Consider the following 17,163-nt stretch of genomic DNA (forward strand, 5'->3'; position numbering starts at 1 on the left):
AATTTCGTCCCCCCTGAGAGCTGGATTGAATTGGGATTGTGGAAAAACATTCCGGGTTATATAATAAATAACAGGGAGTCCGGCAAACCAAAAATCACAGAATATTCAGGGGGTAACTCAAAATGACAGAACGCAAATTTGAATACTTTCTTTCCATCGTGGAACTCGGGAGCATCACCAAGGCTGCCAAAAAGAATTATATCTCACAGCCGTCCATGACGCAGTTTATGAACCGGTTCGAGACCTCCGTGGGAATAAAACTGTTCAACCGCGAGACCTCGCCTATAACTCTGACAAAAGCCGGGGAAGTTTATCTGGAATACGCAAAAAAGAGGATCGAGCTGGAGAATGAGCTGGAACAGTCGCTGAGCGAGCTGAAACGTTCCGTCAGCGGCAGCATCCGCCTGGGAATTCCGCTCCAGATGCAGGTTTTCCTGGCCCACAAGCTGCTGCCGCCGTTCCTCCACCTCTATCCCAATATTGATATCCACCTGGACGATGACGCCTCACCGGCCCTGGAAAAAGAAGTTTTAAACGGACAGGCAGACTGTGCGCTGATCTATGCTATCCGGCAGACCTATAAGCGACTGAGCTACGACTACCTGGAGGACGAGCGGATCCGCGTGGTTTGCAGCAAAAATCACCCCCTGTTATCGGGGAAGAAAACATCGTCGGACGAGCCTTTCCCGGTCAGGCTCGAAGAACTGAAAAATCAGGTTTTCTGCTTAATGGATAAGAATTTTATTGTGCGGAAGATTTCGGACGAATTCTTTTTGAGGTATAAATTTGTCCCGAAATACAAGATTTCCATGTCCAGCATGAACGCCATTTTGAACATGGTCTGCTCCGGAAACGGAATCTCTTTTATTCCTGATTATGTGATTTCATCCTATACGAAAGCGGAGGAGCTGGGGTATCTGGAGATTCAGGAGGAACAGTTTGCGTTGAAGCTGGCCCTGGTTTATCAGGATGACGAAGCTTTATCCCCGGCCGCCCGGGTGTTTATCAAATTTGTGAATGAGTTTTATGAGAGATAGGGGGCAATCGGTTACCGTTCAGCCCAGCGGCTAAACTGCAATAATAATGCACAGAAACGGTGAAAAAGGCCGCTTCACGCTGCAATCCCCCGGGATTCCCCATAGGATCCGAGTTATGGGGAAAACTACAGAGATAATATTTTACTATTATAGCGCTGGGTGTTAAAGTAAAGTTAACAACAGGAGAGATAACGGCAAAGCAAGAGGAAATGCCGTGATATTCTATCAGTATGGAGGAGGGTTCTATGAAATTTCTGCACACGAAGCTGCCGGAATTTATCAGAAAAATGGAGGTGGCGGCAGCCACCGCGGGGAAGCGGCCGAAGAACTATAAGCTGGAGGGCATGGAGAATCTGAAGACGGCAAAGCTCCAGTCCCTGAAGACGGGGCGGATCGAAAATGCGGTCGAGGAGCTGGCCCGCCGGGATGACGTGGAGGAGATACAGCTTCTCGTCCGGCCCAGGGTGCCGGAGACGCTGCACACCATTATCATCAAAGGCATCAACAAGGATGGGAAGACCCAGAAAATCATTCTGGAAAATATCTCTATCCTGCACGGGCCAGACGATCTGGAGACATTTGACTGCGACGACATCGAGGACCGCAGGGCTCCGATGGGAAAACAGGGTTGAAAAGGAGGACGTGTAATGGGACAGTTAAAATATAAGATGATCCGGACCGGCCGGCTGAACGGCCAGATTATCCCCCTGAACCTGGTATTCATCGACGCGAAGGACGTGACGAAGTGCGGGATTAGCTTCAAAGAAGCCTGCGAGGCGATTGCAAAGACCCAGCCGGATCCGACGATGATGAATATTATCGATATGGACTGTGTGACGACCACCAGTGATGGACTTCTGGTGGAGGGCGCCATCGTTGCCATGGCCGCATCCGACCGGAACCGGATCCACCCGGAATTCGGCTTTTTGGAGATGCTGGAGGTTCCCTACTCGAAAGAACTGATCGAGGAGGAACCGCATCTGAAACAGTGGGATCGGATATATCCGGGACGCCGTCTGGTCATGGGGCCGAAGGATAAGCTGCTGCCGATCCACAACGCGGCGATGACGGGCCGGGCCTGCAACAACAATGCTGGCACCGAGGTGTGGAGCATTATCACCATGGAAGAGCTGTTGCTCCCCATTCTTGGCCAGATAGAGATCATCCGCGACGGCCGCATCCTCGTCGGAAAGACCGGCGAGATTATTTCCGTGAGTATCGGCATGGTGGTCGGGGAGGAATACGGAAGAATCATGCCAAAGCGGGCGTTCCACGTAGGCCAGACCGCCCACAGAAGCGGGGAGAAGGCTAAGGGGCTGAAGGCCCATATTCCCGTGATCACCTGTGACAAAAAGGTTCTGGCCCGCTATATCATCCAGGCGCTCCGGGCCGGTATGGTACCGGGAGAGGACATCGGCCCGGCCCCTTCTATCCTCGTGATCTCCCGCCTTCTGGGAACCAGGATCGCTATGGATAAAATCGAGGAAGCGGCCTATGAGGAGCTAGCGTCTGTCGGATTTACAAAAGAATGGATGACGGAACAGACAGAGCCGATGACGCCGGAAGAGATTATCAGCCTGGCAGACGAGATTCTGCCAGGCGGGGAAGAGTACCAGGTGTTGGATGTGAAGGACGCCGTCGAGATCTTTTACGCGGAGGTCTGAACATCTTTGTGAAGAAATGGGGAGGGGAAACATGCCTGTTATCAATTTAAATTGGACGAAAAAAATTTCAGCCGAAGAAAAGCGGAACCTGATCGAGACGATCGCCGAGACGGTCAGCACGGCGGTTCAGGTTCCCTCGGAGGCGGTCAATGTGCTGATTCATGAGAACGACGAGGAGAATGTCAGATTTCCGGAGGCGGTATTCACAATCTCGTGGTCAAAGCATCCGAACCGGAGCAGGGAGGCCAAAGCAGAGATCATAGAAAAGCTCACCGGGATCGTGCAGGGGATTTCAGAAATCAGGCCGGAACGGATCGTGGTATTCTTCCACGATCTGGACGGGGAAAACGTCGGAGTCGCCGGGAAACCGCGCTGACGCGGGAGGAATGTAAAATGGATGACAGCAAGATTATTGTTCAGGTTGATAAGACCGTGGTCAAGATCACGGGCATTACCATAAAGGGACTGAATATCCAGCAGGTGGAAAATTTGATGCAGGAGAAGCTAAAAAGCGCTGCCAGGGTGATTGGGGTGACCGGTTCCTCGATCGAGATGGACGTCTACGGAGTAGAAGAGGAGGATATCCGGAAGGACGGAGAGGGGCTGATTCAGGCAATTTCCGTGGCAGACGGGATCACTCTGACGGATCTGGCCCAGATTTCTTCGGTTGACAAGATAAAAACCGTGGATATCAGCGAGGTCCCCACGTATTCGGAGACGCAGTGCATGATGGAGAGGTGGTTATAACATGTTTCAGAAAGCAGTGATCATCCCCACAGGAGACGAGCTGATCGCCGGCATGATCCTCGATACGGACAGTCCGGCCGTGATGAGTGAACTGCTGGGTCTCAATACAAACAGCGTCATCACCCGTCTGGCCCCGGTCAGGGACCGCGAGGACGCCATCATCGGCCGAATCTGGGAATGCGCCGGGGAGGGGTACGACCTGATCGTCATGATCGGGGGAAGCGGGGGCGGACACCGCTACAGCCCGACATTGGGAAAAGATTTTACCCATTCGTCTTTGGAAGAGATTCTTTCGGAAAAGCATTCCTGCGAGATTTACGGCAAGAACGGCCACCTGTGGAGTAAACTCATCATCGGCCGGCTGGGGCAGGCCCTGGTATTGAACCTGCCCGGTCCTTGTGAGGAAGCGAAGGCCGCCATCCGCGCCTTCTGTGAAACCTATACAGAGGACGGGGACGGCCCGGATCTGGAAAAAATCAATAAGGCGATGGCAGAAGCGCTGAGAAAAACTTACGGGGCTTGACAGCAGGCCCCTTTTTGTTAGAAAAAAATAGCCTGTTTGGGCCGTTTGGAGGGTTGTTATGGAGTCATTTATCTATTCAGGAGTCACAAAGGATCAGATACCGGTTGCCGTCTGCGGTTTTTGCGCGGAGGGGGAAACGGGGAGGATTCTGCGCCTTTTAGGGGAACTTTCCAATACGGTTTTCGGCCCCTACACAGCTGGCTACATTATTGATTACCGTTTAAATGAAATGATGCATACGCTGCTTTCGGAGGTCGGATCGGAGATCGCCGTACTCGGGGCGACGGCAGGCGTTCCGGGAGCGGAGGGAAACACCGGGGGGATCTTCGGGGATTTCACCGGACGGCCTCTTTCTTCCGAGGACACGTACCGGCGGGAAAACGGCCTGATTTACGGAGTGCGCCCCGGATATGCCGCCTTCTGCGTCAGGGATCATCAGGAAGACGAGTGGAAGATACAGTTCTTCTCGGCTGAGGGGAAGGCGGATCTCATCGATTTTTACCACGCCCTGGCGGAAAGCGGAAGGGAATTTCTCTTTCTCTCCGACGGCAGCGGGGAGGAGGCCTTCGGCATGGTGGCTGTCCAAGAGAGGATGGTTACGCTTGACGAGGTCATTCACCGGAGACGCGCCAGGAGGGAATTCCGGGGAGTTAAGCGGATTGGCATATTCGGCGGCACCTTTGACCCGATCCATTACGGCCACCTGACGGCGGCGGAGGCGGCGAGAGAAGCGCTAGGTCTGGATCTTGTCGTATTCATGCCCAACGGAAATGTCCCCTACCGCCGGGAGTCCGTGACCGGCCGCTGGCTCAGGTATGAGATGCTCTATCAGGCGGTGCGGAGCAATCCCGGTTTCTGCGTCTCTGATCTGGAACTGACACGGGAGGGGTTCTCCTTTGCCGCGGACACGGTAAAAGAAATCCGCAGCCTTTGCGACGGGGACGCATCGCTCACCTTTCTCATGGGAGCGGATGTCCTCCCCAGCCTGCCGCGCTGGAGGGATTTTTCCAAACTCGCCTCTCTCTGCCGTTTCGCCGTTCTCACAAGGCCGGGATACGGCTTTGACGAAGGGATTGCCGGGGAGCTGTGCTTAAGCTTCCATGCGGAACTGACGCCGGTTTCCGTGCCCTCCTACCCGGTCTCCTCGTCGGAGATCCGGCAAAGAATCGTGGAGGGCCGTTCCATCCGGTATTTACTGCCGGAATCGGTGGAGGAGCTTATGGGGCTTCATCGGCTATATGTAAAAAAAGATAGTTGGAGGGACTAAATATGACTGTATCGGCAGCAATGACGCTAATGCTGAAAGCGTTCGCCGTGTTCAGCGTGCTTCTTCTGATTGGAGCATTTCTGAGGGCAAAGGTGAAGATATTTCAGACACTATATCTTCCCGCCTGTGTGATAGGCGGATTTTTGGGGCTGATTGTGGGGCCCAATGTTTTAAATGTTATTCCGTTTCCGGAGGAGCTGATGTCGGCAGCCTCCTCCCTGCCCGGCGTTCTCATCGTCCCGGTTCTCGCGGCCGTTCCGATGTGCATGCAGCCGGCGGGCGGGAAAGGGCTGACGAAGCAGAAGGATATCATAACCATTTTCAGTATTCTGACCGGCGGATGTTTCCTGCAGTTTGTGGTCGGCCTGCTGGTCAATGTGGGCTGCCGCGCGGCGGGCGGGGAGGCCTATGCGACCTTCGGCCTGGAGCTGCCCTTCGGGTTCTGCGGGGGCCATGGCATGGCCGGCAGCCTTGGCAGCGCGCTTAAGGATCTGAACGCTCCCTACTGGGAGGTAGCGCAGGGCGTCGCCAGCACTTCCGCCACCGTCGGTCTGGTCGGCGCAATCGTGGTCGGCGTCATCCTGATCAATATGGCGGCCCGCAGGGGTTATACCACGGTGGTGAAGACCGGGGAGGCCATCTCAAAGGATGTTCAGAGGGGCTATTACGCCCCGGACGGGGAGGAACGTCCTTCCCTGGGGGTTCAGACCACCGTCCCCAACAGCATTGAAACGCTGACCCTGCATCTGGCCCTTTTATTTGCCGCTTCCGGCGGAGCTTATATACTCAGCGGCTGGGTCGGGAAGCTGAACATCGGGATTCTCAGCGCCATGGCAACCTGGTTTTACGCAATGATTCTGATGGCGGTTTTCTGGTGCATCATCCGGGGCTGCCGGATCGAGTATCTGTTTGACGAGACCGTGAAGAATAAGATCACCGGTTTCCTGTCCGACTATATCATCGTCGCCGCCATCATGAGCATTCCCGTCGATCTGGTGATGACCTACTGGCTTCCGATGCTGATCATGTTTGCGCTGGGCATTCTCGTCACGGTTCTTGTCTGCTACGGAATCGGCAGGCGGTTCCTGCGGGAATTCTGGTTTGAGAAAATTCTGGGGCCCCTTGGTTCCAACATGGGAGTCTATGTCAGCGGTATGCTTCTCACTAAGATGGCCGATCCGGAGCTTAAGACTCCGGCCCTCAAGGACTATGCCCTTGGCTACACGCTGGCCAGCTTTGTCAACACGCCGCTCATGGCTCTGTTGATCTCTGTCACGTTCACCCGGGGAGCTCTGACAGGAGCTCTTTTAAGCCTGGGTATCGCCGCGATGTGTTTTGTTCCGATGATCGTATTCTGCCGAAGACAGGCAGTGTGAAGAAGGGAGAAGTGTTAGGATGAATGGAAATGAAAATGTAGATACATATGAAAATGTCAGGAAAATGAGCGAACTGGTTGATTCCTCGAAGATCGTGGAGCTGTCCTGGCCACTGAGCCCCAAAACACCCGCGCTCTGGGGAGCACCGCCCTTTAAGAAGGAGTGGGTCGTCACCCGGAAATCCGGCAGCGTCTTTGAGTACAGCTCGATTTTCATGAGCGAACACGCGGGAACCCACGCGGACGCACCCTGCCATTTTGGCTATGAGGGTGATATCGCCTCCGTACCTGCGAGCCGGTTCATGGGCCGCGCCGCCGTCATCAAACTGGATGTGATGGAGGTAGAGACCAACCATATCAAGGCGTGGGAGGCGGAAAACGGAGCGATCGGGGAAAGGGATATCGTGCTGTTCAGCCTCGGCTGGGAGGATAAGTTCTATGATGGGCTCTTCGTCTGGCCCGGAATCACGGTGGAGGCCGCGAAATACCTGGTAGAGAAGAAGGTAAAGGGCGTCGGTGTGGACGTGGCGGCCATCGATGTATGCAGTGATGAGGAACATCTGACCCATCAGATTCTGCTTCCTGCCAGGATCGTCATCTATGAAAATCTGAGAAATTTAAAGGATCTTCCGCCCTTCTGCTACTTTATCGGCCTTCCCCTCATGGTGGAGGGCGGCAGCGCCACCCCGATCCGCGCCATTGCGATTGTATAGTAAGAGAAGAATATGAGGAAAACAGGATGAATATTTCAAAGGAAGAAATTCACAAATTTGTTCAGGATAACAGCGATGAGGCCGTTGAATGCCTGTCTGAGCTCATCCGGACGCCCAGCAATACCGGCGATGAAACCGCGGTCAGTCGGATATTCTGCAAATGGATTGAGCAGGCGGGGCTGGAACCTAAAATCGTGGGGATTTCGGAGGAACACCCCAATGTGCTGGCCGAGTGGTTCGGCAGCACTCCCGGCAAACGGTTTGTCTTCAACGGCCACATGGACACCTTTCCGCCCACGGACGGAGATGAGGGTACTTACGGCCCTTATTCGGGAAAGGTCGCCGATCACGCGGTTTATGGGAGAGGGGCCTCGGATATGAAGGGAGGGGACGCGGCCGCGCTCATGGCCGTCGCGTTCCTGCGCCGGATGGGATTTGACCCGAAGGGGAGCATCCTTTTAAGTTACCTCTGCGACGAGGAGCTGGGCGGGCGCTACGGCTCCAAATGGCTGGCTCCCCAGGGCTATCTGGACGGCGATTTCGGTATCTGCATGGAACAGACCGATCAGAAGATCCTGGTGGGGCATTCCGGCATGTTCCGTTTCTATGTGACGTACCGGGCCGAGGCGCAGCACTCGGCGCGCCCCCACACGAAAAAGAACGCGTTAGAGAAGGCGGTCATTGCCATAAACGCGCTCTACCAGTACCGGGATCAGGTGGTCCGGAAGAAGAAGGATCCGATCTATGAAAGTGCCTCCCTGGAGATCACCATGCTGCACGCGGGGGCAGCTCCCAACGTCCATGCGGCCGAGGCCAGATTTGCCGTTGACTACCGCATGATTCCCAGCGAGACGCTTAAGGAAGTCAGGAAAGCGGTGCTCGGGATCCTGGATGCGCTTAAAACGGCGGATCCGGATATGAATTATGAATATGAACTGATCTCCGACCGACCCGGCCTTAATGTAGATGAAAATTCAGATATCGTGAGGGCCTGCAGGGAGGCTTATGAGGAAGTGACGGGAAAACCCGCAAAGCTGTTTTACCGGCACGGGGGCTCGGACGCTGCGACAATTCAGAAATACAATCATATCCCGATGCCGAACTGGTGCTGGGCGCTGACGTCCTGCGTGGGCAGCCCCGACGAGCGGTTTGACATCGATGACTATCTGCATAATATCGAGGCGTACATGCTGACTCTGGTCAAGCTGATGGCTGGGTGATTGCCGTCAGCGGCTGAAATGTATGCGGGAAGAAGGCAAAAGCAATATGTATGCTACAATTATTAAAGCGATCGGATTTATCGTCATGATCCTGATCGGAATGTTCAGCCGGAGGGCCGGACTGGTGACCATGGAGGAAGGGAAGGTTTTCGGAAAAATCATCATGAATTTCACCCTGCCCTGTTCCCTGATCTACGGGTTTTCCAGCGTGCCGTTCGACGTGATGATGATCCTGGCCTTTGCCCTCGGACTCCTGCTCAGCTATGCGGGAATGCTGGCCGGAAGGTATCTGTACAGGAACCGGCCGGCCCCTGAGACGGCGGGCGGGATGCTCTGCTGCTCCGGCTATAATATTTCCAACTTTGCGATCCCATTCTGCCAGAGCTTCTTCCCCATTGCGGCCACCGGTTATCTGGGGATGTTTGATGTGGGCAACTGCATCATGTGCCTGGGAGGGACGAACGCATTTGCGGAAATGGTGCTGCACGGCACAAGGAGGGTGAGCCTGCGGCAGCTCTGTTCCAATCTGCTGCACAGCGTACCGTTTACGGTCTATCTTATCTTGATTGGAATGTCTTTGATTCATGTTCCGTTTCCGGCGGCGGTTCTCGACATCGTGGGAATGATCGCGCCGGCCAATATTTTCCTGATCATGTTTATGGTGGGTACACAGGTGAACTTCGGAAAGAGCGCGCAGGCGCTTCGGGCGGCGTTTAAGCTGCTGGGCATCCGGTTCCTGATGGCGGCCGCGTTCGTGGTGGTTCTGTCATTTACGGCTCTGCCGACGCTGTTTAAGCAGGTCATGATGATCGCGCCGTTTTCCCCTATCTCCTCGCCAACCGTGATCTACGCGCAACAGAACGGCTGCGATATGGAGACGGCGGCCGCCGCGAGCACGCTGTCCATCCTGTTCTCCATTCTCTGCTATGTGCTGATTATTATGACGTTGATATGAGAACCGGTGCAAGAGTAAGTGTTGGCGCTGTTACAAAAGGCAATCCTGCCGGATTCATGGCGGGATTACCTTTTTGTCTGAAAGAACAAAAGCGTAGCCGTCATAATACGAATGCTATATTTTTTATAGTTGAGATAATATTTTACACAGTATTTTTGTCATGGTAATATTTGATATAGAAAGAGGTGTACGGCTGCTGAAAATATACATTCTATACAAAAAATAGCAGCTGGGAGGTAAAACAACCGATAGTATAATCAGGGAGGATGAACAATGAAGAATTTTAAAATGAAGAAATTCAAAAAATGGACAGCGCTTTTAGCGGCTACAGTGATGGCGGCCGGTGTGCTTGCCGGCTGCGGAGGAACCAAAGCTTCAGACAGCGCGGGGAATGCGGCTAAGGCGGATACGGAAGCGGGGGCCGCGTCCCGGGAGGCATCACAGGTGCCCGAGGGGACGACGGTACTGCTGGCCTCGCATGTGTTTAATGATTCCCACCCGTGGCAGCAGTGCCTGGAAAAGCTGGGCGAACTGCTTTATGAGAGAACCGACGGCAGATACACGGTGGAGGTGCATCCGGCGGCCGGACTCTCCGGCGGAAGCAGCCGGACACTGATCGAGATGGTGGGAAACGGCGGGCTGGACATCATGGTTCACGCTTCTCTGAGCCTGGAAGGCTTTAACCCGAATTACGGTGTTTTTGCTCTGCCCTTTTTATTTGAAGACAGAGAGCAGGGCCTGGACATCCTGAATCACTCCGAGGTCGGCGCTCAGGCTATGACCTGGCTGGAATCCAACGGTATCACTGGCGTAGCCCTCTGCGAAAACGGGACAAGATATCTGGCTAATGCCGTCCGCCAGGTCAGAACTCCAAAAGATCTGGCGGGCCTCAAGATCCGCGTTCCTGAGTCGGAGGTGCTGCTCTCCGAATTCAAAGCCTGGGGAGCCGATCCGACGCCGATGAATATGACGGAGGTCTACACCGCCATCCAGCAGGGAACGGTGGACGGTAATGAGAACAATATACCGGCCATTGATTCCAATAAACTGTACGAGGTATGTCCCTATATTACGACAACGGCCCACTGCTGGGAGCCGGCCTGGATTTTTTTTAACTCCGAACTGTTAGACAGCTTATCAGAGGAGGATCGTGAGATCTTTATCCAAGCGGCAAAAGAAGCGGCGGAATATGAGGTTCAGCTTGAAGGCGAATCGGAAGAAGAGAAAATGAAAACGTTTGTGGAGTACGGCTGTGAGATTATTGAGCTGACCCCGGAAGAGAGGGCGGCGTTTAAGGCTCAGGTCCAGCCCGTGTATGATGAGTACAGAGGAAAATTAGGGTCCGAACTAGTGGACAGTATTGTTAAAGCAGTTGAAAATTATTAATTCTGCCGAGGAGGTTGATGGGGTGAAAAGAGGAAAGATTTTATTGAATGGGTTGAGTCATTTTGAAGAAGCGGTGCTTACGGTTACCTTTTCGATTATGACGGTGGTATGCTTTGCCCAAGTCATTACAAGATACTGTTTTCATTATTCGCTTCCCTGGTCGGAAGAACTTTTGAGAGCTCTGTTTGTCTGGAGTTCCTGCATGGGTATCAGTTGGGGGATGAAGACGAGAAGCCATCTGGGGGTGGACGCGGTTGTAAAGTGTTTCCCCGTGAAGGTGAGAAAAATACTGGCCGTTCTGACCTATGCGATTCTGATTGCCTTCTGTATCCTCGTCATTTATTATTCCATTCACGTCACGATGAAACAGTTCGCGACCAATCAGGTGACGATTGCGATGAGACTTCCGGTTGGGTACATCTCCATGTCTCTGCCGATTGGTTTTTCCTTTACAATCATCAGAGCTTTACAGGTATTGTACGAGGATGTCCTGAAGGGGCCAGAGAAAACAGAAGGGAAAATAGGTATTCTGGAGGGGCTGCTGTAGAGACAGTCTCCATAAAGGAGGCGGAGGAGATAAAAAAGGGAGGGGAGTTACAAGTTTATGGTTACAATTGTAGGAGTTACCTTTGTAGTATTTTTAATATTGAATGTTCCCATCGCAGCCAGCCTGGGCCTGTCGGCATTCCTGGCCTTGATTTTCGAGGGCGGCCGCTTACAGCCATCCCTGGTCACGCAGCTGATTTATTCCGCCACGGACTCCTATTCACTGATGGCGATTCCGTTTTTCATGCTGGCAGGTTCCCTTATGGAGGTGGGCGGACTCTCAAAAAGGCTGATCGAATTTGCAAACGCGTGTATCGGCCATGTAAAGGGCGGCTTTGGTGTGATTGCCATTGTGACCAGCATGTTTTTCGCCGCGATTTCCGGCTCCGGGCCGGCGACGGTCGCGGCTCTGGGAGGGATCCTGATCCCAGCCATGAAAGAAGAAGGTTACGACGTGAGATATGCGGCGGCGCTTATGGCGACTGCAGGGGCGATCGGAATCATCATTCCGCCCAGCGTCCCGATGATTGTCTATGCAGTGCAGGCTGAGGTTTCGGTGGGCAATATGTTCATGGCGGGGTTCGGCCCCGGATTCCTGATTGGCGGCCTGTTGATCCTGGTGAACTTCTTTGTCGCCAAGAAAAATAATTATCGGGGAAGGGAACAGAAAACCACGGCAAAAGAGAAACTGGAGGCTTTTAAAAATGCATTTTTTGCCCTTCTGATGCCATTTATTATTCTGGGAGGAATTTACGGAGGCATATTCACTCCCACAGAGGCGGCCGGAATTGCCGTAGTCTATGGGTTTGTGATTGGAATGTTTATATACCGTGAATTAAGGATAAAGGATATTCCCACGATTATGGTAAAAGCGGCGGTCGGTTCCGCGACGATTCTGTTTATCATTATGGGCGCCTCCGCATTTTCCTATATCGTTGTCAGCCAGGGGGTTCCAGCTAAAATGGCGGCCTGGGTGACCGCGGCGACGGATAGTAAAGTTCTTATCCTGGTATTAATAAACCTGGTGCTTTTGATTGCAGGCTGCTTCCTGGATGCAAGCTCCGCCATTATCGTGCTTGTGCCACTGTTACTTCCTCTGGCAAAGGCCGTCGGTGTAAATGCGATTCACTTCGGCGTTATCATGGTGGTGAACCTGGCGATCGGCCTTGTGACGCCGCCTGTGGGCCTGGATTTGTTTGTCGCCTGCAACATAGCCGGAATCAGCGTCGGTGATATCGTGAAGAAACTGGTGGTGCTGCTGCTTATCTCTCTTCTGGCATTACTTCTGGTGACATATCTTCCGGAAATTTCTCTCTTCATACCAAGATTAGCCGGAGCCAGAGGGGTATAAGGAACTTTTTGAAATATACAAAATTCAGATTACAGTAGGGACTGTGAAGAATCGGCTAACAGTGATTTTTTGTGAGCGATTCTTCACAGTTTTTTATGATAAAAGAAGGCGCACAATACAGAGGGACCATTTTTAAGCTATAATCATGATACGGAATTAACCGCCATCGTAAATCTTGTATATCTAGCGATACGCGATATTTATAAAGTGGAATGTGAAGACAAGGCTGGAAAGGGATATGTGGACTTTATCTTTTATCCGGAAATAGACAAAGGTTCGGGCTGTATCATATTAAAATTGAAAGTAGGTCATACACCTCAGGAGGCGATCCAACAAATAAAAGATAAAGAGTATGCCCTCCGGTTCAGGAGGCATTTAGGAGAATCTCCATGGTATAGTGGAAGGATTCTTGCTATTGGCATTAGCTATGATAAGGTTACAGAACCGTTTTAATTAATCGTGTTCTAACCATGGATTTGAAATAATCAGCTTGTGACCACATAATATTACTATAAATTTTTCATCTGGGAATTTTTTCTTGACACTGACACCGTGTCGTCCTTTATACTTAACCGAAAGGAAGGTGTATAAATGATGAATCAGATGCAGACCGTCAGTACGGTATCAAAAAAATTGGGTGTGATTGAGGTATTTGAGCGCAATATCAGTGAGTTAGATGAGCAGATGACAGCGTTATCAACGGTCAAATCGATTCTCAGCAGTCTTGTCCGGGAACTGCAGGAAAAAGCAAATCTGCATTTACAGCTGGACTATCTTGGGGACAGCTCTGTTTTTGCCATCGTGGACAGCATTTCCTTCCCCAATAATACAATACGGGAGGAAAAATCGATGGAAGACCTGAACAAAGCAAACGAGATTTTACAAAAGCTGGAGGACAAAGATGTGCGGATTGTTTACCTGCCGCCAATGACCGTCGCGGCGGCCCATTTTTCGGGGAAAGCCGAATATGGCGTGGGGCCGGAAGCGACCGGTATGATTGAGAGATTTGTCTATGAAACGGAATTACTGAAAATAAAACCCGATGCCAGAGGAATGGGATTTGACTGTTCCAGAGCAGACTTAAGAGTGGTGGCTGGGGCCACCCCAACGGCATATGAAGCATGGGTATCAATCCCCGAAGATATGGAAATCACACCGCCCCTGGTTAAAAAAACGTTCGGCGGCGGAATGTATGCCGCCCATGTGCTAAGGGACTGGAATTTTCAGGATTGGCGTTTGCTCCGGGAATGGGTCGGTGCAAGCGAAAAATATGAAGAAGCCGAAGGCCCATGTTTTGAGGAAATCTTAAATTATTACAACCTCATGAATAACGGCGCGAAAATGGAGGATACGCAGCTAGATTTACTGCTGCCCATTAAGGAAAAAACAAGGTGATGAACCAATGAGTACAGGCCATGGCGAGAAAGTAATGCAAAAACCAATCGGTGAGTATGCGGCTTATCTGAAAAATCTGATACCGGCGGATATACCGGATGCGTATGAACTGAAACCAATGTTCAAAAACATTTCAAGCGAAGAGAATATCCGAAGCGGTGTGATTGCTTTCCGGGATTTTTTGTATGTATTTTGTGACCGCTTAATCTCAGACGGGCATCTCTATGTTAAACCGCAGAATACGAGGAACCCTTTAGATTATCCGTTTTTAAATCATATAAATCAGCTTTTGCTTGACATCGGTTATGACGGCAGACTGAATGAAAGCGGTGAGTCCTTATTCATCACTGAAATTCCGTCATTTACAGCCCGCAAACCCCAAATACCGGTTTCTAAGCAAATGGAGTATCTGCGGTTTTTAGCGCTCTGCGATTTCACTTTTACGGGCATTGATTTAGACGCAAAAACATTTCATATTACAGACGGTTTGTTAGAAGTAACCTGTCCCAATGCTCCAATGATGCCGACGGGATTAAAGGCTCTGTCGATCGCAGCGGTAAAACTGTGGGTAAGATTTCATAATAACGCCGACAAGCTATATAGGTTTGATTACAGGGTAATGAAAGCGGAAGATACGGATGTAACCGGTATTTTGAAAGATATAATACATTCACAGCCCGAAAATATCCAAAGGTTTGCCCTGGAATTACATCAGCGCTATATGGATATGGGTATGACCTGTACAGTCATCAACGACAATGCAACACATTTTGCGTATGCTTATACAAAAAACAGCCGGCGGATTTTATCACCGCGGGATATCTATTCCCGCAGAGTATGGGAGTTCGACGTATCTTTGAAATATGGATATTGCTTGGTTGTAAGGACCAAACATACGGATCGATATGCAGATGTTATCGAAACTTTTCCAATATATTTGCGTGAAAAGATTGCGGCCGGATATGGCTGCGACAGAAAGCTGCGTAATGAACCCTGTCAAGGCGGCTGCCAGGGGATCCGCATACCGATAGACGATTCCACCGCTGCGATGAAACGGGATATCGAGTTATGGCTTGATCATGAGCAGGGGACGATAGGATTACGGAAAAAACGCCTGATACGATTCTGAGGTAATAAGATGATCTCATATGGAAATTTACGCTTCCAAATGGTACAATGGAGAAAAACGTAAGAGGTGAACAACAATTGGATCGTGGCAAAGGATTATCCGAACTCATATACGAATACCTCAAGATGAGGCTTTATTTTCAATATTTCAAGAAAGGGGAGAAACTTCCCTCACTCGAAACTTTATGCAGGACATTTTGTGTCGTACCGCAGACGGTTCAAGCTGCATTAAAAAAATTAAGTGATGAGGGTGCCGTCTCCCTTCATCGAGGGCGCTGTGCAATCGTTACACTAAATAAAAGCAGAGAAGAACTTGATGCGTGGTCGCAGCATTTTTTTTCGCAACGCAAGAATACATTTGCCGATCTTTATCTTTCAGCGGAACTGGTCTTTATGCCCTTACTAATTAAGGAGTTTTGCCGAATGGATAAAAAGGATTTCATCCTTCTCACCCGGCTGGCAAGCAGGGCGAAGTCTGAGGATCTGATTCGCTTTTACTGCTTTATCTTACAAAAAACCGAAAATCCGCTGTTGATGAACCTGTTTTGGGAAATCTGCCTGTTTCTGGGCGTTCCTTACGTGCGGGAGGGGACCCCGCTATATCAGTTAGATTCCATACGCCGTCAGTTGCTGGAACTGATTGCTTTCGCCCGGACCTCCAATACCTACCAAATTTTTGAGACCCAGTTAGCCTTTCAAGATGTGTCCAAGAATTTAACGCAATATTTCAGCGAACGGATTCAGTCAGCTCCGCAAAGTGAGCAGTTATCTTTTGTTTGGCACATTTACAGGAACCGAACTCAGATCTGTTATAACCTGGTTATGCGCATACTCCACGAAATTTGCTCGGGGGAGTACAACGATGGACAACTGCCGGTGTCTTATCAAAAACTGGCGGAACAGTATGGCGTTTCAGTTATTACCATACGGCGTACGATTGATATGACGAACCAACTGGGTGTGACCAATACGGTGAATGGAAAAGGCACCTATGTGGTTTCCAATACTGCGGGCATCTGCGAACCCAAGTTGGACAGTCCGGCCATCCGCCGCAATATAGCGATTTTTTTCCAGGCGTTTGAACTGCTTACGTTTACCGGTGCAGAAGTATTTCAGACTATGATCCCGGCTTTTACTGCCGAGAAAAAAGGCGAATTAGCTGCCTTGTTACAAAACCTTTATTACAACGGGCGGTGCGTCTTTTCACTGGAAACATGTGTTTACTTTATTGGCGTTCACGCTCATCTGCAAAGCATTCGAGAGATTTACAGCGGGCTCTACGGGTTGATTCTTTGGGGATACCCTGTTATGGCTATCTGTGAAAATGCACTGGAAACCGCAGAGGGTAATATACAGTTTACCAAAACCATGATTCAGGCGCTCACAAGCGGCGATATAAAGGAAATTGCCGCCGCAGTTCGGGAGTTGACCGATCAGGAGTTGACCGTTATTAAGAACTATCTGCTTGAGCGGGGATTTACTCTGGACGAGCTGCGGCTATCCGCCCAGTTCAGGCTTTTTCCCACAGAATTGGAGGATTAGCTCAGGAAAATATTGAGCAAATAGGTTAAGTTTTTTTAGGAGGGAAAGAGAAGTTTGTTGCGTCTGGGTGGAATTTAGTATCTATCCCTGCACAACAAAGGTCAGATGGAAAAACGCTTTGACAAGATGCTGACAGGACGCCAGATATGTAAAATTATCTGGTGTCTTTTTTTATTATGTCTATAGCCGGTTGAGTTTATTGGAGTTACCCGGTTGAGAAAGTATTTTGCGCAGCAGCCTGTGTATGTATGTCCCAAGTTCTCGTAAATCAGCGGCATTTCGGAATGCCCAATGTAAAATAATCCAATTTTTGC

General features: G+C 50.9%; 18 protein-coding genes. All 18 read left to right on the plus strand.

The window, feature by feature from the left end; genetic code table 11:
• Nucleotides 1-122 precede the first annotated feature (122 nt).
• Nucleotides 123-1,037, plus strand: a complete 915-nt coding sequence (locus EJL91_RS02010) for a LysR family transcriptional regulator (protein ID WP_125140289.1) — start codon at nucleotides 123-125, stop codon at nucleotides 1,035-1,037.
• A 245-nt stretch (nucleotides 1,038-1,282) separates the two neighbouring features.
• The gene (locus EJL91_RS02015) at nucleotides 1,283-1,669 is read left to right on the plus strand and encodes a hypothetical protein (RefSeq protein ID WP_243125208.1); all 387 of its coding nucleotides are present in this window, start codon (nucleotides 1,283-1,285) and stop codon (nucleotides 1,667-1,669) included.
• Between the two features lie 15 nt (nucleotides 1,670-1,684).
• Nucleotides 1,685-2,701, plus strand: a complete 1,017-nt coding sequence (locus EJL91_RS02020) for a hypothetical protein (protein ID WP_125140291.1) — start codon at nucleotides 1,685-1,687, stop codon at nucleotides 2,699-2,701.
• Nucleotides 2,702-2,732: 31 nt separating this feature from the next.
• On the plus strand, nucleotides 2,733-3,077 hold the full coding sequence (locus EJL91_RS02025; protein WP_164516729.1) for a tautomerase family protein: 345 nt from the start codon (nucleotides 2,733-2,735) through the stop codon (nucleotides 3,075-3,077).
• A gap of 17 nt (nucleotides 3,078-3,094) precedes the next feature.
• On the plus strand, nucleotides 3,095-3,448 hold the full coding sequence (locus EJL91_RS02030) for a hypothetical protein (RefSeq protein ID WP_125140293.1): 354 nt from the start codon (nucleotides 3,095-3,097) through the stop codon (nucleotides 3,446-3,448).
• 1 nt (nucleotide 3,449) lies between these two features.
• Entirely contained in the window at nucleotides 3,450-3,971 is a 522-nt protein-coding gene (locus tag EJL91_RS02035) for a molybdopterin-binding protein (RefSeq protein ID WP_125140294.1), read from the plus strand.
• A 58-nt stretch (nucleotides 3,972-4,029) separates the two neighbouring features.
• The gene (nadD, locus tag EJL91_RS02040) at nucleotides 4,030-5,238 is read left to right on the plus strand and encodes a nicotinate-nucleotide adenylyltransferase (protein ID WP_125140295.1); all 1,209 of its coding nucleotides are present in this window, start codon (nucleotides 4,030-4,032) and stop codon (nucleotides 5,236-5,238) included.
• Between the two features lie 2 nt (nucleotides 5,239-5,240).
• Entirely contained in the window at nucleotides 5,241-6,614 is a 1,374-nt protein-coding gene (locus EJL91_RS02045; protein WP_125140296.1) for a sodium/glutamate symporter, read from the plus strand.
• A 19-nt stretch (nucleotides 6,615-6,633) separates the two neighbouring features.
• Entirely contained in the window at nucleotides 6,634-7,326 is a 693-nt protein-coding gene (locus tag EJL91_RS02050) for a cyclase family protein (RefSeq protein WP_125140297.1), read from the plus strand.
• Nucleotides 7,327-7,352: 26 nt separating this feature from the next.
• Nucleotides 7,353-8,546 carry a M20 family metallopeptidase gene (locus EJL91_RS02055; RefSeq protein ID WP_125140298.1) on the plus strand — a complete coding sequence of 398 codons (1,194 nt, stop codon included), beginning with the start codon at nucleotides 7,353-7,355 and terminating at the stop codon, nucleotides 8,544-8,546.
• Between the two features lie 46 nt (nucleotides 8,547-8,592).
• Complete coding sequence (locus tag EJL91_RS02060) at nucleotides 8,593-9,501, plus strand: AEC family transporter (RefSeq protein ID WP_125140299.1); 909 nt, start codon at nucleotides 8,593-8,595, stop codon at nucleotides 9,499-9,501.
• 273 nt (nucleotides 9,502-9,774) lie between these two features.
• Complete coding sequence (locus tag EJL91_RS02065) at nucleotides 9,775-10,887, plus strand: TRAP transporter substrate-binding protein (protein WP_125140300.1); 1,113 nt, start codon at nucleotides 9,775-9,777, stop codon at nucleotides 10,885-10,887.
• Nucleotides 10,888-10,909: 22 nt separating this feature from the next.
• A complete protein-coding gene (locus tag EJL91_RS02070) occupies nucleotides 10,910-11,434 on the plus strand; it encodes a TRAP transporter small permease (protein ID WP_125140301.1) in 525 nt (174 codons plus the stop codon).
• 57 nt (nucleotides 11,435-11,491) lie between these two features.
• Nucleotides 11,492-12,784: a TRAP transporter large permease gene (locus EJL91_RS02075; RefSeq protein WP_125140302.1), complete on the plus strand. Its 1,293-nt coding sequence runs from the start codon at nucleotides 11,492-11,494 to the stop codon at nucleotides 12,782-12,784.
• Nucleotides 12,785-12,949: 165 nt separating this feature from the next.
• Entirely contained in the window at nucleotides 12,950-13,237 is a 288-nt protein-coding gene (locus EJL91_RS02080; RefSeq protein ID WP_125140981.1) for a PD-(D/E)XK nuclease domain-containing protein, read from the plus strand.
• A 138-nt stretch (nucleotides 13,238-13,375) separates the two neighbouring features.
• A complete protein-coding gene (locus EJL91_RS02085; protein ID WP_243125209.1) occupies nucleotides 13,376-14,179 on the plus strand; it encodes a GyrI-like domain-containing protein in 804 nt (267 codons plus the stop codon).
• 7 nt (nucleotides 14,180-14,186) lie between these two features.
• The gene (locus tag EJL91_RS02090) at nucleotides 14,187-15,308 is read left to right on the plus strand and encodes a hypothetical protein (RefSeq protein ID WP_125140303.1); all 1,122 of its coding nucleotides are present in this window, start codon (nucleotides 14,187-14,189) and stop codon (nucleotides 15,306-15,308) included.
• A gap of 77 nt (nucleotides 15,309-15,385) precedes the next feature.
• Nucleotides 15,386-16,849 carry a GntR family transcriptional regulator gene (locus EJL91_RS02095; RefSeq protein ID WP_164516730.1) on the plus strand — a complete coding sequence of 488 codons (1,464 nt, stop codon included), beginning with the start codon at nucleotides 15,386-15,388 and terminating at the stop codon, nucleotides 16,847-16,849.
• Nucleotides 16,850-17,163 lie beyond the last annotated feature (314 nt).

It is taken from the genome of Clostridium transplantifaecale (assembly GCF_900626075.1).
Taxonomy (GTDB): Bacteria; Bacillota; Clostridia; order Lachnospirales; family Lachnospiraceae; genus Otoolea; species Otoolea transplantifaecalis.

Bases quoted from the DNA above. Each gene is read 5' to 3' on its own strand.
- EJL91_RS02010 (WP_125140289.1), top strand. From the start codon at position 123: ATGACAGAACGCAAATTTGAATACTTTCTTTCCATCGTGGAACTCGGG.
- EJL91_RS02015 (WP_243125208.1), top strand. From the start codon at position 1,283: ATGAAATTTCTGCACACGAAGCTGCCGGAATTTATCAGAAAAATGGAG.
- EJL91_RS02020 (WP_125140291.1), top strand. From the start codon at position 1,685: ATGGGACAGTTAAAATATAAGATGATCCGGACCGGCCGGCTGAACGGC.
- EJL91_RS02025 (WP_164516729.1), top strand. From the start codon at position 2,733: ATGCCTGTTATCAATTTAAATTGGACGAAAAAAATTTCAGCCGAAGAA.
- EJL91_RS02030 (WP_125140293.1), top strand. From the start codon at position 3,095: ATGGATGACAGCAAGATTATTGTTCAGGTTGATAAGACCGTGGTCAAG.
- EJL91_RS02035 (WP_125140294.1), top strand. From the start codon at position 3,450: ATGTTTCAGAAAGCAGTGATCATCCCCACAGGAGACGAGCTGATCGCC.
- nadD (WP_125140295.1), top strand. From the start codon at position 4,030: ATGGAGTCATTTATCTATTCAGGAGTCACAAAGGATCAGATACCGGTT.
- EJL91_RS02045 (WP_125140296.1), top strand. From the start codon at position 5,241: ATGACTGTATCGGCAGCAATGACGCTAATGCTGAAAGCGTTCGCCGTG.
- EJL91_RS02050 (WP_125140297.1), top strand. From the start codon at position 6,634: ATGAATGGAAATGAAAATGTAGATACATATGAAAATGTCAGGAAAATG.
- EJL91_RS02055 (WP_125140298.1), top strand. From the start codon at position 7,353: ATGAATATTTCAAAGGAAGAAATTCACAAATTTGTTCAGGATAACAGC.
- EJL91_RS02060 (WP_125140299.1), top strand. From the start codon at position 8,593: ATGTATGCTACAATTATTAAAGCGATCGGATTTATCGTCATGATCCTG.
- EJL91_RS02065 (WP_125140300.1), top strand. From the start codon at position 9,775: ATGAAGAATTTTAAAATGAAGAAATTCAAAAAATGGACAGCGCTTTTA.
- EJL91_RS02075 (WP_125140302.1), top strand. From the start codon at position 11,492: ATGGTTACAATTGTAGGAGTTACCTTTGTAGTATTTTTAATATTGAAT.
- EJL91_RS02085 (WP_243125209.1), top strand. From the start codon at position 13,376: ATGATGAATCAGATGCAGACCGTCAGTACGGTATCAAAAAAATTGGGT.
- EJL91_RS02090 (WP_125140303.1), top strand. From the start codon at position 14,187: ATGAGTACAGGCCATGGCGAGAAAGTAATGCAAAAACCAATCGGTGAG.